Origin of the sequence: Providencia sp. 2024EL-00732, from assembly GCF_044006275.1 — a bacterium.
GTDB classification, from domain to species: Bacteria; Pseudomonadota; Gammaproteobacteria; order Enterobacterales; family Enterobacteriaceae; genus Providencia; species Providencia huashanensis.
Genome location: NZ_JBIPDG010000006.1, coordinates 81,515 through 96,804, shown reverse-complemented (window position 1 = coordinate 96,804; position 15,290 = coordinate 81,515). Strand labels below are relative to the sequence as shown.

Genomic DNA, 15,290 nt, shown 5'->3' with positions numbered 1-15,290 from the left:
ATCAACGTGACATGTCACGGTTAATCCGCTCAATGATTAAAGACTATGAAAACGTATTTAGTGAATTGAAGGAGGATTTTGACGGCGCCACGGTGGATGCCAGCATTGCGAGTCAAACACGGATTTGGCTCAATCGGTTAAAACGCAAGTGGGATAAAATCTTTAATACGCAGTCTAGCGCCATGGCCGATAAGTTTGTTTCCCAAGTGGACATCGGCGCTCAACGTAATTTAGATGATTCCCTTAAACAGCTTTCTGGCGGTATTACCATCAAAACCCCTGTCATGCCGGACGCGTTAAAAGACCGAATGATTGCCGCCACGGCAGAGAATATTTCCCTAATTAAATCCATCCCTAGCCAGTTTCATCAACGTATCGAAAGTGCAGCGTTACGCTCTATTTCTCAAGGGGGCGAGGGTGCGAAAACCTTATTAGATGAAATCAGGCACACTGGCAGCGTGACAGAGAGCCGAGCTAATTTTATCGCCGTTGACCAAACGCGAAAAATTACGACTGCGGCGAACTATGAGCGCATGAAATCAGCGGGAATTCGTCAGGCTATTTGGCATCACTCTGGTGGCAGCGCTGAACCTAGAGAGTGGCATCTACAGCTAGACGGTGAAGTCTTTGATTTAGATAACCCACCCATCATTGACCCAAGAACGGGTGAACGCGGATTGCCGGGGCAATTACCTAATTGCAAATGTTTTTGGACGCCTGTAATCGACTTCGGCGAGGAGACATGACAAAACGAACCTATGACAACAACGGCTGGCTCGAAGTGACAGATAACCCCATCTCTAAAGTTGGGGTTTTTGATTATTTGGGGGCTGAAATTGGTGCGCCGGTACCCGATAAAATCTATCGCGTATTGCGCCCTCCGGAAGAACTGGCCAGTGAAGAGACCATCAACTCTTTCAAACTCACCCCATTTATTATTGAACATGAAATGTTAGGCAAGCACGCGACCCCAGCGGAGAAAAAAGGCATCCAAGGGGTAATTGGTGAGAATGTGTATTTTGACCCACCATATCTTAGAGCCAATATCAAAATCTTTTCAGATGTGGCGCTCAGTAATATCGACAGCGGAAAAATCGACCTTTCACCCGGTTATCGCAGTAAATATGAATTCACCTCTGGCATTTATGAAGGCCAACACTATGACGTTATTCAACGTCACTTACGTGGCAATCACCTCGCATTAGTGGATGAAGGGCGAACTGGCCCTGACGTCGCTGTGCAAGATCACCTCGTTATCACTATCGACACAAAGGAACTTATTCGCATGAACGAAGAAGAAAACAAAGAGAAGCAAACCACTGATGAAGGTGCGTTTACAGCGGAGCAAGTCACTGCGCTGAAAAGCATTATTGCAGAGGTGATTGCACAAACTAAGCCTTCAACCGATGAAGAACCGGAAGAAGAAAAGAAATCTACTGATGCTAATCCCGAAGAAGAACAAAAAGCGGAAGAGGCTGTGGCAGCCGCTGAAGTTGCAGCAGAGGAAGCAACAACCGGTACACCAGAAGCTGTAGAAGCTGCCGAGGTGGCGATTGAAACCGCCGTTGAAGCTATCGAAGAAGCCAAGGAGCATCTCGACCAAGCCACCACGGATAGCTTAAATCGCCGACTTAAACGCTTAAAAAATGGCATCGGCACAATGGATGAGATTGCATCCTTAAAACGCAAGATTAAGCGTTTGGAAGCATCAAAGCCCACCATGGACACAGGCGCACTGCTAAAGCAAATCGGCGAGCGTGATTCGTTAGCTCATAAGTTGACCCCGTTCCTTGGCGTATTTGACCATGCCGCCATGACCAAGCAGCAAGTAGCGGAGTATGGCGTTGATAAGCTCGGTATCCAATGCGGTAAGGGTAATGAAGCCATTGCACTCGATGCGTGGATGCAAGGGCGTGTGCCGGATTCACAAAAAGCCACGGTGACGATGGACTCTGCGGTTAGCAATCAATCAATTATGGATAAATGGGGAGCGAAATAATGGCAATTCCTAAATCAGTGGCGCATGGCTTAACATCTGGTGTAGTGGGTGAAATCAGTCATGCAGGACCCATTCGAGCAGTAGCGGCGATCCTCAGCTCAGAAGATGAGAAGAAAAACATTTTCGGTCGAGCCTACACCTACAAAGATGATTCTGTGGAGTCTGTGCAAGTGGGTGGCAAGGGCGCATTTGCGGGGATCATGATTAACCCGAAATCCTATCGTATTGAAGTGAACTATGCACGCAATGGCACCCAAGGTGAGTTTTTAGCGATGGGGGAGGTGTATGTCGAGCTAAGCGATGACGAAGGCAAAATCAATGACCCAGTTGTGTTCAGCGAAACGGACGGTTCGTTATCGGCTAAAGGTACGGTAGGTACAGGTGAGCGCGTGATTGGCTTTGTCAGTCGTCACCTATCATCAACTGACACACCGCATTTAAGCGTTATTCGCTTAACCGAAATTCCATATCCAGCGGCAGTAAAGGAAGGTGAATAATGCCAGTTAGCAAGCAAAAGTTTTATATGTCTGGTCGTGATATTCGCAAGCATGGTCAACTTAATATCCAACCTAACCAACAGTGGACCTATCGCGAACTTGAGCAAATTGGTTTTGGTGGCTTGGCGTCGATGGACTCCGCTATCACGGGCGCAGCCATGCAAGGTGGGTTAATTCAGCGTGAAATGTTGCAACACGTTCTCCCTGGTCTCATTCGCACAGCAACCCGTGTTCGTGTATTGGATGAAATCACTGGTGTACTGAATGCGGGTGAATGGCACGATGAGGAAATCATTCTGAATGTGGCAACACCAACCGGTAAGGCTGAACTTTACGGCGACCATACCAACGTGCCGTTAGCGTCTTACATTCAAGACCAAGAACGTCGTGGTATCGTGCGTTTTGAACAAGGTTTTCAAGTCGGAAAGTTAGAGGAAGCACGCCAATCTGCAGCTGGGTTTGAAGCCGCCGCAGAAAAGCGTAATTCAGCGACAGAATCCTTAGAGCAAGGGCGTGAGCGGATTGGTTACTATGGGTTTAATAGCCCTGAAACCCGCGTGTTTGGTTTGATGAATGAGCCGAATCTACCGGCTTATGAAACCGCATCGAAAAAATGGAAGGGCGGCACGTTTGCCGATATCACCCAAGATATTACCGATATGTTCTCGCGCATTGAAATGAGTTCAGGTGGAATTATCAAAGACGATATCGCAATCACATTGACGTTACCGTTAGGCTATCGTTCAACGTTAAATGTCGCTAACCCCGTGGCGCGGGGTGAAACGGTGTATCAGTGGGTTAAGGAGAACTATCCGAACCTGCGCTTTGTGTTCTCACCTGAATTTGTCGGGGCAAATGGCGGTGCGGATGTGGCGTATATGTTCGCAGATACCATCGATGATGGCTCAACCGCAACCAGTGCGACCATCTTACAAGTGGTACCCGTTAAATACCAATTGTTGGGCTCACAAGCGCAAATCAAAGGGTATTTAGAGGATGCGACCAACGCAACCGCGGGTGTTTTTGTTACCCGACCTTGGGCCATTACTCGCCTAACCGGCATTTAACCAGACCTCTTCCTTTTTTACGCCCTCAAATGAGGGCTTTTTTATTGGAGAAAACCATGTCTCTCTATGTCTATTGCACGTTATCCAACGATCAAAACTACTCGGTCACGGATGGCAAAGTGTTTATCGCAGGTCAAGCCAATATCATGACCAAGCATATGTATACCCCGCGTGGGCGCGTTACGGAAATCAGTGATGAGCAATACGCCCAGCTTAAAGATAACCACGTTTTTCAGTTACACAAAGAAAACGGGTTTATCAGCGTTGAAAACCGCAAAGAAGATCCTGAAAAAGTGGCCACTAATATGGAGGCTAGCGATAAGTCAGCGCCGGATACCGTGGAATCTTTGGAAGCAGAAAAACAAGCAGTCCCGAAAACCAACAAAAAGGGTAAATAATGATGGAGGCGAGCACATTTCCCCTAACGTCATTTCGTGTGCTCTATCCATCGTTTAATGGTGTGAGTGATGATGACATTTATATTATTGCTCAATCTGCCCTGAACTATTTTTCGCCTTGTCGCGGCGTTTGCACTAACGAACTGTGGATGTTGGTTGTTGCTCATATGCTATCACTGCGAAAGTGGATTGCGGACGATGAATCCCCAACCGGTGTTGTGACTAGTGTGACTATCGATAAAGTCAGCGTGTCACTCTCTGCGCCCCCTGCGGGTTCTGATTGGTCACACTGGTTCAAAATGACCACATATGGCCAACAGTTCTTAGCACTCATTAAGCGCTGTAGCGTACCGCAATATATTGGTGGCGCAGGTGAGCGCTCGGCATTTCGCGGTGTGGGTGGTCGGTTCACACGAGGGGGGCGGTTACGTTAATGACGAAATTAGCTCAGTTGAAAAAAGTCTATGATGAGTTAGCCAAGAAACAATTGAAAGTGGGTTTCTTTGAACACTCGAAATACCCTGATGGCACACCCATTGCTTATATTGCCGCCATTCATGAATTAGGTTACCCCACTGGTGGCATTCCTCCCCGTTCGTTTTTTCGCCCAACGATGAGCGATAAAAAAGTAGAGTATGGCCAGTTAATTTTCCGTATGGCCAAAGCGGCGGCCGCTGGCAATATTTCCGTTACCGATGGGCTAACCCAAGTCGGCGCAAAAGCGGCTGGGGATGTGAAACTGGCCATTAAAGCGGTAACCACACCTGCCTTGGATGATTCAACGATAAAGGCCAGAGCGAGACGTCACAGCAAAGGGAAATCCACCGATAAGCCCTTAGTCGACACAGGGCAGATGTTACAGGCCGTCAATTTTGTCGTGGAGGATAAATAATGTTCGGTAATTTGCATAGTATTGCTTCTCGCTATATTCCTCAGCAAACAGCCCAGTGGTTTCGTTTTAAAGGCCGAACGCCCGATGAGCGAGGGCATGACCAAAACCAATATTATGAACCGGTTGATATTCGCGGGAGCTGGCAAGCTGTCGATACTCAAGATGCACAATCAATGGGCTTTGATTCAAACCAAGTTTATCGCCGTTTTTATACCTCCCATGATATCAAAGGCATTCAGCGTGGTACTTCACCGGATTATCTTGTTTTTAATGGCAAGAAATACGATGTGATGGGGGATGCGGATTGGTATGAGCAGGACGGCTGGAAATCGGTGATTTGCATTGAGGTAGGGGCGTATGACGGATAACGAGGTCGATATTGCCATTCGAAAACAGCTTCTTTTTCAGCTCAAAGAGGCAGGGATTGATATCCCCGTGAAAGCCGGCTTTCAATCCACCAAGCAAGGTCGTGAAGATAATATGGTGATGTTTTTCCCGATTAATGAAAATGGCCACGGGTGGCAAGGTCGCCATTACAATGTCCAAGGCAACAATGCCAATCACCAAGAAAACCAGTTATCGGAAAAAACGTACCAAGTTCAGGCGTTAATTACCGATTTAGGCAATTACACTGCGGGTGATATTACCGCGATTGTCAGAATGATCGTCAATTCACTGCCTTTTGTTACCGCGTTGCGAAAGCAGAATATTGGTGTTCAACGTGCAACTGGCATTCGCCGTCCTTACTTTTTGAATGATCATAGCGACTACGAACAAAACCCCTCATTTGATTTTAATGTGACGTTTAAACGCGCTCTTCTCCCTGATACTGCCGCTATCCGCGCGTTGTATCCTGATATTCACCGCATATAAGGTTTTTACTATGCCAATTAAACAAACTCGATACGTTGATATCGCATCGGCGGTCATTGGCGCGTCAGCAGTTCCGATGCGTAAATTAACCGGTCGATTATTTTCCACTAACCCCAAAATACCCGCAGGTAAAGTTTTAGAGTTCGCCAGTGGTCAGGTCGATGACTTGTTAGGTGTTGATTCTCCCGAAGCTAACTTTGCACGACAATACTTTAGCTATGTTAGCCCCGCACCCGTTAGCAAGCCGAAAGAGTTACAAATTGCTTCTTATGAGCCTGTGGGGCGAGCGCCTACGCTATTTGGGACAAAAGCCGCCGCATTAGCGGATTTAAAAATCATTGCGGATGGAACGCTTTCGGTCACGATTGGTACTGTCACCAAAAGCTACAAAGACATTGATTTGTCGGAAGCGAAATCCTATGCGGATATTGCGTCCACCATTCAAGCGAAACTTAACGCCGAGAGCGAGCCGCAATTCTCCAGTAGCTATTTGACGTTTAATTCACTCGATAGCGCCTTTGAGCTGAGTGGCGGTGTGCAAGAGCGCGCATCCATTAGTGTTGAATATTCGGTGCTGGCGAATGCCATGGGGCTGTCTTCCGGTACTGCGTCTGAAGGTAACCCCGCACAAACACCACTTGAAGCGTTTATGGTAGCAGAGCAGGTTTCCGATTCATTTGGTAGTGCGACATTCTTGGATGAATTGACGTTAGAGCAAGCCGTGCCATTGGCGCAGTATGTTTCCGGTGAAAACGTCAAATACCAATTGCATATTAGCGTGAGCGAAAAGCAGGTTGAAGATTTTAGCGCAGCATTGATGGGAACCGCTTCTGTGGGGTTAAACCTCAAAACGGATACTAACTATTTTATTCAAACCTTACCCATGGCCGTTATGGCGGCGACGGATTATGACCGCACGAATGCCACGACAAACTACATGTTCCGTCAATTAGGCGTTACGTTCCCTGCGCAAGTGACCACAGACAAAGCGGCTGACCGATTCGATAAGCTGCGCGTGAACTATTACGGTGAAACCGCTATAGCCGGCTCGCAAATCCGTTTCTATCAGCGGGGCTTCTTGTGCGGTGGTGCGTCTAATCCGCTGGATATGAGCGTGCACGCCAATGAGCAATGGTTAAAAGCCTATATCGCTCAGCAGTGGTTTAACGTGTTATTGGCCACACGAGGCGTTCCTGCGAATAAAGACGGTGAAGCGCGAGCGTTGATGGTGATTGCTGGTGCGGTCACTAAAGCGATAAATAACGGCACGATTTTAGCCGGTAAAACGCTCTCTGAGGTGCAAAAGCTCGCCATTGCAGATGCCTCCAGGGATGACCTTGCTTGGTATGACGTACAAGATAAAGGCTATTGGTATAATGCGCAGATTGTTGAAAATACGGGTGAAAGTGACTTACCTGAGTATGTCATGAAATACGTGCTGATTTACGGCAAAGGCGATTGGGTTCGTAAAGTAGAAGGCTCTCATAATTTAGTCTAGGAGTAGAATATGCATGATGTATCTGCAACCGGCTTGAGTTTCACCATTCAAGCCAGCAAAACCTTTCCCACTGGGATTTTAATTACCGCCTTTGCTGACGATGCTGACCCGCTGGATTTACCGGCTGTCGATATTGCGCAAACCACTATGGATATTAACGGTAACTTGGTGAGTTGGTCCACACCGACACCACAAACCGTCACCATCAACGTTTTAGCTGGTAGCGAAGAAGATCAAAATTTATCGATTTTACTCGAGGCCAATACCGCCAAAAAAGGGCGTCGACACGCAGGGGATATTATTACTTTTGTGGCGTCTTATGGCGATGGCTCAACGGTCACGGCGCGTAACGGCAAGATTACCAATGGCAGTCGAGGCAACTCTGCCGCCTCTGCAGGACGTTTGAAATCTAAAGCCTATACCTTTGTGTTTCAAGATTTTGATAGTACGCGCATTCGTTAATTCATTTCAATTTATGGCGGGGTTCCCGCCTTTTTTATCGGTGTTCACCATGCTTATAAAACCTAAAGAAGTGGCTATCAAAGACGTTGATGGCCTTGAAAAGTTGTTTGTGATTAGTCGCCTACCCGCTACAGTCGGGCGTGAAATCCTAGCCAAATATCCGTTATCCAACGCGCCGAAAATCGGTGACTATGAGGTCAGCAAAGAGGCCATGCTGAAAATGATGGCCTATGTGTGCGTCACTATCGAGGGTGAAGAAATTCCCCTTAAAACACAAACCTTGATTGATAACCATGTGCCCGATGGAGAATCGCTGATCCGCTTAGAGTTGGAAATGTTGAAATACAACACCAGTTTTTTCGGCAACGACGGGAGCCAAGGTTTCCTCCACTTCCTGCTCAGCAAGGTAAGCGGTTCACTCCCGTCGATTATAAAAACGCTGATGGGTTCTTTGCCGTCATCATCAGCGAACGCCTCGCCACTTTCACCGAACTCAAAACCTCAATAGATTTAGAAGAAGCAATGGACCTGTGGGAAATTGCCATTACTAACCGTTATAACGAAGCCCTTGCGGCTTCAAAGGATCGCTAATGTCATTAATGGATACCTTTGTGCAGGTCTTTGAGTTTGATACAAGGCAAGCGGATGGGGCATTTAAAAAGGTGCAACGTTCGACCGATGACATTATTGACGGTATGAAACAAACCCAACAGGCGGCGCAGCAAAGTTCGCTGACCATCGGGAGTGTGATGACGGAACTTTGGCAATCACTGCAGGGCCTGTCGACCGAACATGCTATTCAGTTCACCACCAATGCCAGCGAGGTCAGTGCTGAGACAAATCAAATCGTGGCTCGGTTAGATGCGGTGAGCTCATCATTAAGCGCATTGGATGAGCAACGGCAAAATACAGACGCTGCTTTGGCCTCCGCGGGGGATGCGCTAGGGGATTGGGGGCAATCACTGCAATCTGATATCACCCAATTAAAAAATGACCTCGGCTCGTTATCGGTGGGTGACCAAAAAACCGCATTAGAACAGGTAAAAGGCTCGGTCAGTGAGTATATTAACGAGCTGCAAAAAATCCCGACCACTACTGCCGATGGCGCCGCAGAAATTGAACGTGTGATGGCAGACTTACGCCAATCAGTGCAAGGCTTATCGGTTGAACATTCGATTGATTTCGTTACTAATGCAGATGAGGTTATTGCCCAAACTGGCTCGGTTAAAACACAATTAGAGACAGTAACAGATTCGATGGCCAACCTTGAGGCGCAGCGGTCAATATCTGACGCAGGCATGCAATCCACTCAAGGCGTTTTGGGCGAGCTCGATGCAAACTACCAGGCACTACAGCAAAATGTTATTCAACTTAATCAAGGTGTCACCGACCTCACGTTAGCCGAACACCAAGGTATCACCGCAAAGCAACTGTCCAACGCCATTATTCAGGCACTGCAAGGTAATTACAATGAATTAATTCGCCTTGTGGACACCATGAAAGTGAAGGGAATTGAAGCGGCGACCAGTGAAATTAAAGCACAGCAATCCGTGCAAAAAGCCCTTGAGAATACCGAAACCAAATATCAGCAAGCTGGTAATACGGTCATGTCGTTTGCCAAAAAGGCATTGGGGGCGGTTGGCTTATTGATGGGGGCGACTGCCTTGGTGGGGGAATCAATTTCACGTTCGGCGGATATTGAAACCCTCGATAAGTTGGGTAAAAAAATCAATGTGGCGACTGCTGATGTGGACGCTTTCGCGGGTTCAATGGCTGAACTGGGCGGTACGCGTGATGCAGCTCAAGCGGATTTATCTGCGATGGCCAAATCGTTTGGTTTTGCGAAAAATACCATGGAAAAAGTGCTTCAGACTGCAGATAAAGTGCAGGGTATGAAGTTTGATAAAGCCAAGGCAACGCTTGTGGGATTAGGCGTGACGGATGATAAAACCGTCGAGTTGATGATGAAAGGCCGCAAAGAGCTCGAGCGCATGATGGGGATTCAAAAAGAATACTCAGGCATCAACAAAGAGAGTATTGAACAATCCATCAAATTCAACAAAGCCATGCAAGGCTTTAAGCAATCATCAGGCTTACTGAAAAACAGCTTCTTAGAAATGGTGATCCCGATTTTAACCAAAGGGCTAGAGTGGGTTAACCGCTTTGTGAGCTTTTGCAAAGAAAACAAGTCGCTCATTGTGGGGTTCTTTATTGCAATAGGTTCGGCTATTGCGGTGTTTTATGTGCCTGCCATGTTATCAGCTGCGGCAGCGACCTTGGCAGCAACATGGCCCATTTTGGCGATCATCGCGGTTATTGCCTTACTGGCTGCGGCGTTTGCCTTAGTTTATGACGATATCATGAACTTTATTGACGGCAATGATTCGATGATAGGGCGTATTTTGGATGAATACCCCGAACTTAAAGCGGTCATTATTGCGGTGTGGGAAGCGTTTAAAGCCTTTTTCGATTTTGTCCTGGCTTTGTCTCAAGTCGTCGCCGATGTGGCGGTGGCTGCCTTTAACTTTATTGCTGATGGCGGCAAGCAGTTATGGGCATGGCTCACGGGCTTTATTCAGGATTTAGCAGATTGGGGCAAGCAATTTGAAGGTGTCTTTACGGTGGCTTCTGATGCCGTTGTAGGCATTTTTAAGTGGTTATGGGCGCAAATCAAACAGTATTTAGGCTGGATTAATGACGGATTGGATGCGATTAAAAATGGTTGGAGCACGGTCAAAGGGTGGTTTGGTTTTGAGGATGTACAAGTGACTCAAACGGTTGAACGCAAAGTTACGGCCGACGGTACGATAGAGCACCAAATTCCCGAACAGCCTCAGTTATCTGAAGAAGATACTGCGTTGTTAGTAAAAGGGCTGAGCCAACAAATTAACGGCATGTCGAACAATCCAATCAACCCGATGACGAGCCAAGCTATTAGTAATCAATCCAATACTACCAATGAAACTAACTTGTCGATTGGTGAAATCAAAGTGGAAACCCAAGCGACGGATGCGCAAGGCATGGCGAGTGGCACGAAAGATGCGTTGCAATCCCAGCTACAAGATTTAGCCCATCAAACCAGTTCGGGGGTAAGCAAATGATCACCGAGGTGAAAATCTTCAATGTCGATAACTTTTCGACGTTATTTGAAACGGCCAATCCAATTCAAATCAACGTGCGTGACGAACACAAAGCGACACAGTTTACCGTTGAGTCGGGGGAAACACGCAGTGACCATGTTGTGGTTCTGCCGGTTGAAATTGGTATGGATTTAATTTTAGCCGGCGAAATGAAAAGTGCCTTTGAAATCCTGCAGCAAACTAATGATAAACACCAGTTAGTGGGTATTCAAACGCGGGTGAAAACCTACCAACCCATGCTGCTGGTGAATCTCTATCATGATGAAATTCCTGAAATGGCGGATGCGATTAAATTGTCACTGCACTTTAGTGAGTGGCGAACGGTTGAGCCAGAATATGGCAACCTGCCGCCCCGTAAGGTGGCAAAAAAAGAGCAATCGAGCACGGTGAATCGCGGGAAAGTGCAAACGTCCACGGTGCCGGACAAAAAGAAAAAATCGGCAGCAACCAAAATTGCTGACGGTGAATTGACGTTAGGGTGGTGACCCATGAAAGAGATCCCTTTAAATACCGTACCTAATCAACGCTTGCGCGTGAGCCTTGGCGGTGATGAGTGGGAGCTAACGATTAAAGTGGCACGAACAACAATGTGCTGCGATATCAAACGCAATGATGTGGTTTTACTGCAAGGCATTCGTGTGATGCCCAATCAACCGCTGATCCCCTACCGCTATTTATCGGGCAACGGTAATTTTGCCTTTATCACTGAGAATGATGAGCTGCCATGGTGGGCGCAGTTTGGCCAATCGCACAGTCTTGTTTGGTGGGGGGATGATGATTGATTTACGCCGCATACGATTAGGCATTGAAGCTAATGGTCGGCTGCAGTGGTATGAGGGGCTGCGAATTCGAGCTAGTGGCACTAAATATGCCAATCCCCTGCAGAATGAATGCACGGTCAATATCGATGGGCTCAATGCCGCAACACGCAATATGTTGCTGACCGAAACCAGCCCTTATACCCAAGCCAAGCAACCGCATCGTTTAATTGTCGAAGCGGGACGCGCCAGTACAGGCGTATTTCGCATTTATGTGGGGGATATTGTTAGTGCAGAAATCGCCTCACCGCCTGATGTCACCCTGACCTTAAAAGCGAAAACCAACAATACAATTGCGCGTGATATTGTTTCTTCGTCCGGTAGTGCCATAAGTAAAATGAGCGAGCTGGCTAAGAACATAGCGCAGGATTGCGGGGTTAAATTGGACTTTCAAGCCACCGATAAAAATATTGCCAATTGGTATTTTTGTGGGCCGGCACTCAAGCAAGTGGAACGTCTGCAAGATGCGGGCAATGTGAAAGCGTTTATCGACGATGACATGCTGTATGTGAAAGACCAGGATAAAGCGTTAAGTGGCCGCTTGCGTATTCTTAACCAAAAATCGGGCATGGTAGGGATACCGAAAGCCACTGAAAAGGGTGTCGACATCACTTATTTAATTGATAGCGAGTCGTCATTGGGCGGCATGTTACGCCTTGAAAGCCAGTTTAATCCTGCCTTAAATGGCGACTACATTATCGAACAACTTAAGTTTGATATTGCCTCTCACGACGACCCTTTCTTTTACCAAGCGACCTGCAAACGAGTGTAAACCATGAACCAACCCAACAGTGATATTGCTAGCGAAGGCAGCTTGGCAGGGCAGTTTATGGCTGCATTTCGTAGCTTATTGATGAATATTGACGACATGCTCCCCGCGACGGTGGTGAGCTATGACGATAAAACTAACCGCGCTGTTATCAAGCCACTCGTCATGATGGTGTCAACACAAGGGCAAAAAGTTGGGCGTGCAGCGGTACCGAATATTCCCGTTTTTCGTTTTGGCGGCGGTGGCTTTTTTATCCGTATGCCAATTAAATCAGGAGACTTTGGTTGGCTCAAAGCCAATGACCGCGATATCAGCTTAATTTTTCAACGTGGCGGCTTAGAGGATGAACCCAATACCGCTCGTTTGCATACCTTTAGCGATGCCATGTTCTTTCCCGACACGCTTAAAGGCTGGTTAATTGATGGCAAAAATACGGATGCCTTGGTTATCCAGTCCATGGATGGCTCCGTGTGTTTGTCATTGCATGAGGGTAAAGCGGTTTTAGATTCGCCCGTTCTTGAGGTCAATGTGCCTGAAACCATCTTTAACGGCAATGTCACGGTGAATGGCAATCAGGCCGTAAATGGCAACAGCGACTCAAACGGGGGCACGATGAAACATAACGGTAAAGATATCGGATCTACGCATAAACATAGTGGTATTCAAAGTGGTAATAGCAATTCAGGAGTGCCGATATGATGACTTTTGATGTAAACGACAATAACGATATCTATTTGGGGAATAGTGGCAACATAGCGATTACGAGTGGTGAACGGGCATCAAAAAACCGTTGTGAACATTATGTCAAAGCACTCCGTGGTGAAATGCTGCATAAGCTCGATATGGGTATTCCTTATTGGAAAACCACCTTTGGGCGACAAGCCGATATTCCGCTGTTTGAAGCGGCGTTTCGTGACCGAATACGTGAGTTGGATGATGTGATATCGGTGGTGTCATTTTCGGCATTAATCACAGATAACTCGCTGAACTATACCGCGGTGATCCAAACCATTTATGGGGAGATAACGCTCAATGGCTGATTATCAATATCTCACATCACAGGGTGTAATTGTGCCGGATACCAGCACGTTACGTGATGACGTTGAAAACGAATTTAAAAGTGTCTTTGGCCAGCAACTGGATGTTAACCCCGAAACCCCACAAGGGGCATTGATCACCATGGAGGTCGAAAATCGGGACGCCGTTGTACGCAATAATGCAGAGTTGGCCAATCAAATTAACCCCGATTTAGCTGGTGGCATTTTCCTTGATGCTATATGGGCCTTAATGGGCGGGCAGCGTTTTGATGCCACACACTCCTTTTTATCACAGGTGAAATTCACGGGTATTGCCGACACCATTATTCCCAAGAGGTCACAAGCGGCCACGCTGAATGGCGACTTATTCGAAACCACCAAGACTTTAATTATCGGTAAAGATGGCTCTGTAGCTGGGGATATGCGCGCCATTGAAACAGGGGCGGTTGAGTGTGGCGTGGGCCAACTCAATAAAGTGGCCAGTTCGGTATTAGGTTGGGAAACCGTTCATAACCCCAGCAATGCGGTGTTGGGGCGAGATGCTGAATCAGATTTACAATCAAGGCGACGACGTAAGCAGACGTTAGCCAAAAACACCGTCAGTGTGGGGGAGGCGATTACCTCTGCATTGTATGAATTGGAAGGGGTACGTTCGTTGGCGTATCGAGAAAACTACACGGACCAACCAATGATGTTTGATGGGATCACGTTAGTGCCTCATAGTATTTATGTGTGTGTTGAAGGGGGCGATAAAGAGGCAATTGCTCGTTCGCTACTGCGTACAAAAACGCTGGGTGCGGCTTTTAACGGCAGTGAAGAAGTTGACGTATTGGAAAACATCAGCGGCCAAATTTATCCCGTTAAATTCGATAGGGCGAAAGAAATTGTGTTGTTCTGCCGAGTAACAGTGAAAAAAGCCACCGTCGATGCACAAACGATTATTCCTGCCGCGGTTGAGTCATGGGCAAATGGGGATATCGATGGTGAGGGCGGTTTAGTGGTGGGGCGTGATGTATCACCTTTCGAAATATCAGCCGGTATCAATGCTGTTGAGCCTCGTTTATTTATTACACGTGTCGAACTGTCAACCGATGGCAAAGCCTGGTCATCAAATAACTATGAAATCAAAATGAATGAGGTGGCAAGGCTCAAACGCAGTGCGGTACAGGTGGTACTGGTATGAGCAAAACCCAATCATTTGATTTTCATTCTGATTTATTAAAAGCGATCCTTTGGCAATATGAAGATGCGGCAAACCTCAAGGCATTAGCCAAATACAAAGCAGACTATTTTGAGCAATCCACCGTCCAATTTTGGCGTGATTGGTACCGTAATGTGTTTAATATCGATACTGCGAACGAGTTTGGGCTAAATATTTGGGCGCGCATACTCGATGTGCCGTTGGGGATTGATGTCCCGCCTAGCGATAAAACCAAAATCGGCTTTGGTTTCGGTAAAAAGAACGCTAATTTTAAAGGCAACTTTCGGCGTAATGCCGATTACACCTTATCGCTTACCGTCGATCAAAAGCGGCTCATTGTGCGTATGCGCTATTTTAATCTTACGCAAAGCCCAACGGTCACCAATATTAACGAATTTCTTAAACGGTTCTTTTGGCAAGCCGACAGCAAAGTGTTTGTGCTTGATCCGCTCGATATGACTTATTTGTATTACGTGTTTAATTTCAACCCGGATGAACGTTTACGGGTTCTTCTTGAAAACTTTGATCTTATGCCTCGCCCATCGGGTGTGGGTGTCAAATACCGTATCGTGACGAAGAAAGCCTTTGGTCACGGCCAACATCGTAAAAACTTCCTTAGCAGTAATTTCGGAGCCTAAA

General features: G+C 47.0%; 20 protein-coding genes. All 20 read left to right on the top strand.

The window, feature by feature from the left end; translation table 11 throughout:
* Nucleotides 1-32 precede the first annotated feature (32 nt).
* Nucleotides 33-746: a phage minor head protein gene (locus tag ACHB7C_RS11660; protein WP_166265012.1), complete on the top strand. Its 714-nt coding sequence runs from the start codon at nucleotides 33-35 to the stop codon at nucleotides 744-746.
* Nucleotides 743-1,999, top strand: a complete 1,257-nt coding sequence (locus tag ACHB7C_RS11655; protein WP_166264725.1) for a DUF2213 domain-containing protein — start codon at nucleotides 743-745, stop codon at nucleotides 1,997-1,999. Before ACHB7C_RS11660 ends, ACHB7C_RS11655 begins: the two co-directional genes overlap by 4 nt.
* On the top strand, nucleotides 1,999-2,496 hold the full coding sequence (locus ACHB7C_RS11650) for a hypothetical protein (protein WP_395347372.1): 498 nt from the start codon (nucleotides 1,999-2,001) through the stop codon (nucleotides 2,494-2,496). Before ACHB7C_RS11655 ends, ACHB7C_RS11650 begins: the two co-directional genes overlap by 1 nt.
* The gene (locus tag ACHB7C_RS11645; RefSeq protein WP_042844781.1) at nucleotides 2,496-3,563 is read left to right on the top strand and encodes a major capsid family protein; all 1,068 of its coding nucleotides are present in this window, start codon (nucleotides 2,496-2,498) and stop codon (nucleotides 3,561-3,563) included. The genes ACHB7C_RS11650 and ACHB7C_RS11645 overlap by 1 nt, the downstream gene beginning before the upstream one ends.
* A gap of 56 nt (nucleotides 3,564-3,619) precedes the next feature.
* Nucleotides 3,620-3,961 (top strand): hypothetical protein, encoded by a 342-nt coding sequence (locus ACHB7C_RS11640; protein ID WP_105881054.1) that lies wholly within the window; start codon nucleotides 3,620-3,622, stop codon nucleotides 3,959-3,961.
* Nucleotides 3,962-3,963: 2 nt separating this feature from the next.
* The gene (locus tag ACHB7C_RS11635) at nucleotides 3,964-4,395 is read left to right on the top strand and encodes a DUF4054 domain-containing protein (protein WP_395347468.1); all 432 of its coding nucleotides are present in this window, start codon (nucleotides 3,964-3,966) and stop codon (nucleotides 4,393-4,395) included.
* Entirely contained in the window at nucleotides 4,395-4,853 is a 459-nt protein-coding gene (locus ACHB7C_RS11630) for a hypothetical protein (RefSeq protein ID WP_395347369.1), read from the top strand. The genes ACHB7C_RS11635 and ACHB7C_RS11630 overlap by 1 nt, the downstream gene beginning before the upstream one ends.
* On the top strand, nucleotides 4,853-5,221 hold the full coding sequence (locus ACHB7C_RS11625; protein WP_131680590.1) for a phage collar protein: 369 nt from the start codon (nucleotides 4,853-4,855) through the stop codon (nucleotides 5,219-5,221). The genes ACHB7C_RS11630 and ACHB7C_RS11625 overlap by 1 nt, the downstream gene beginning before the upstream one ends.
* Nucleotides 5,211-5,726, top strand: a complete 516-nt coding sequence (locus ACHB7C_RS11620) for a phage gateway protein (protein ID WP_198860781.1) — start codon at nucleotides 5,211-5,213, stop codon at nucleotides 5,724-5,726. Before ACHB7C_RS11625 ends, ACHB7C_RS11620 begins: the two co-directional genes overlap by 11 nt.
* 10 nt (nucleotides 5,727-5,736) lie before the next feature.
* Entirely contained in the window at nucleotides 5,737-7,224 is a 1,488-nt protein-coding gene (locus ACHB7C_RS11615; RefSeq protein WP_349486828.1) for a DUF3383 domain-containing protein, read from the top strand.
* Nucleotides 7,225-7,233: 9 nt separating this feature from the next.
* On the top strand, nucleotides 7,234-7,686 hold the full coding sequence (locus tag ACHB7C_RS11610; protein ID WP_349486829.1) for a phage tail fiber protein: 453 nt from the start codon (nucleotides 7,234-7,236) through the stop codon (nucleotides 7,684-7,686).
* 49 nt (nucleotides 7,687-7,735) lie between these two features.
* Nucleotides 7,736-8,194 (top strand): hypothetical protein, encoded by a 459-nt coding sequence (locus ACHB7C_RS11605; protein ID WP_349486830.1) that lies wholly within the window; start codon nucleotides 7,736-7,738, stop codon nucleotides 8,192-8,194.
* Between the two features lie 82 nt (nucleotides 8,195-8,276).
* Complete coding sequence (locus tag ACHB7C_RS11600) at nucleotides 8,277-10,787, top strand: hypothetical protein (RefSeq protein WP_349486831.1); 2,511 nt, start codon at nucleotides 8,277-8,279, stop codon at nucleotides 10,785-10,787.
* Complete coding sequence (locus tag ACHB7C_RS11595) at nucleotides 10,784-11,311, top strand: phage baseplate protein (protein WP_395347365.1); 528 nt, start codon at nucleotides 10,784-10,786, stop codon at nucleotides 11,309-11,311. Before ACHB7C_RS11600 ends, ACHB7C_RS11595 begins: the two co-directional genes overlap by 4 nt.
* A gap of 3 nt (nucleotides 11,312-11,314) precedes the next feature.
* The gene (locus ACHB7C_RS11590) at nucleotides 11,315-11,608 is read left to right on the top strand and encodes a phage baseplate plug protein (protein ID WP_105881048.1); all 294 of its coding nucleotides are present in this window, start codon (nucleotides 11,315-11,317) and stop codon (nucleotides 11,606-11,608) included.
* The gene (locus tag ACHB7C_RS11585) at nucleotides 11,601-12,416 is read left to right on the top strand and encodes a baseplate hub protein (RefSeq protein WP_349486841.1); all 816 of its coding nucleotides are present in this window, start codon (nucleotides 11,601-11,603) and stop codon (nucleotides 12,414-12,416) included. Before ACHB7C_RS11590 ends, ACHB7C_RS11585 begins: the two co-directional genes overlap by 8 nt.
* 3 nt (nucleotides 12,417-12,419) lie before the next feature.
* Nucleotides 12,420-13,112, top strand: a complete 693-nt coding sequence (locus ACHB7C_RS11580) for a Gp138 family membrane-puncturing spike protein (RefSeq protein WP_131680585.1) — start codon at nucleotides 12,420-12,422, stop codon at nucleotides 13,110-13,112.
* Nucleotides 13,109-13,453, top strand: a complete 345-nt coding sequence (locus tag ACHB7C_RS11575; RefSeq protein ID WP_131680584.1) for a hypothetical protein — start codon at nucleotides 13,109-13,111, stop codon at nucleotides 13,451-13,453. The genes ACHB7C_RS11580 and ACHB7C_RS11575 overlap by 4 nt, the downstream gene beginning before the upstream one ends.
* Complete coding sequence (locus tag ACHB7C_RS11570; protein ID WP_131680583.1) at nucleotides 13,446-14,633, top strand: baseplate J/gp47 family protein; 1,188 nt, start codon at nucleotides 13,446-13,448, stop codon at nucleotides 14,631-14,633. The genes ACHB7C_RS11575 and ACHB7C_RS11570 overlap by 8 nt, the downstream gene beginning before the upstream one ends.
* On the top strand, nucleotides 14,630-15,289 hold the full coding sequence (locus tag ACHB7C_RS11565; RefSeq protein WP_131680582.1) for a DUF2612 domain-containing protein: 660 nt from the start codon (nucleotides 14,630-14,632) through the stop codon (nucleotides 15,287-15,289). The genes ACHB7C_RS11570 and ACHB7C_RS11565 overlap by 4 nt, the downstream gene beginning before the upstream one ends.
* Nucleotide 15,290: the final 1 nt, after the last annotated feature.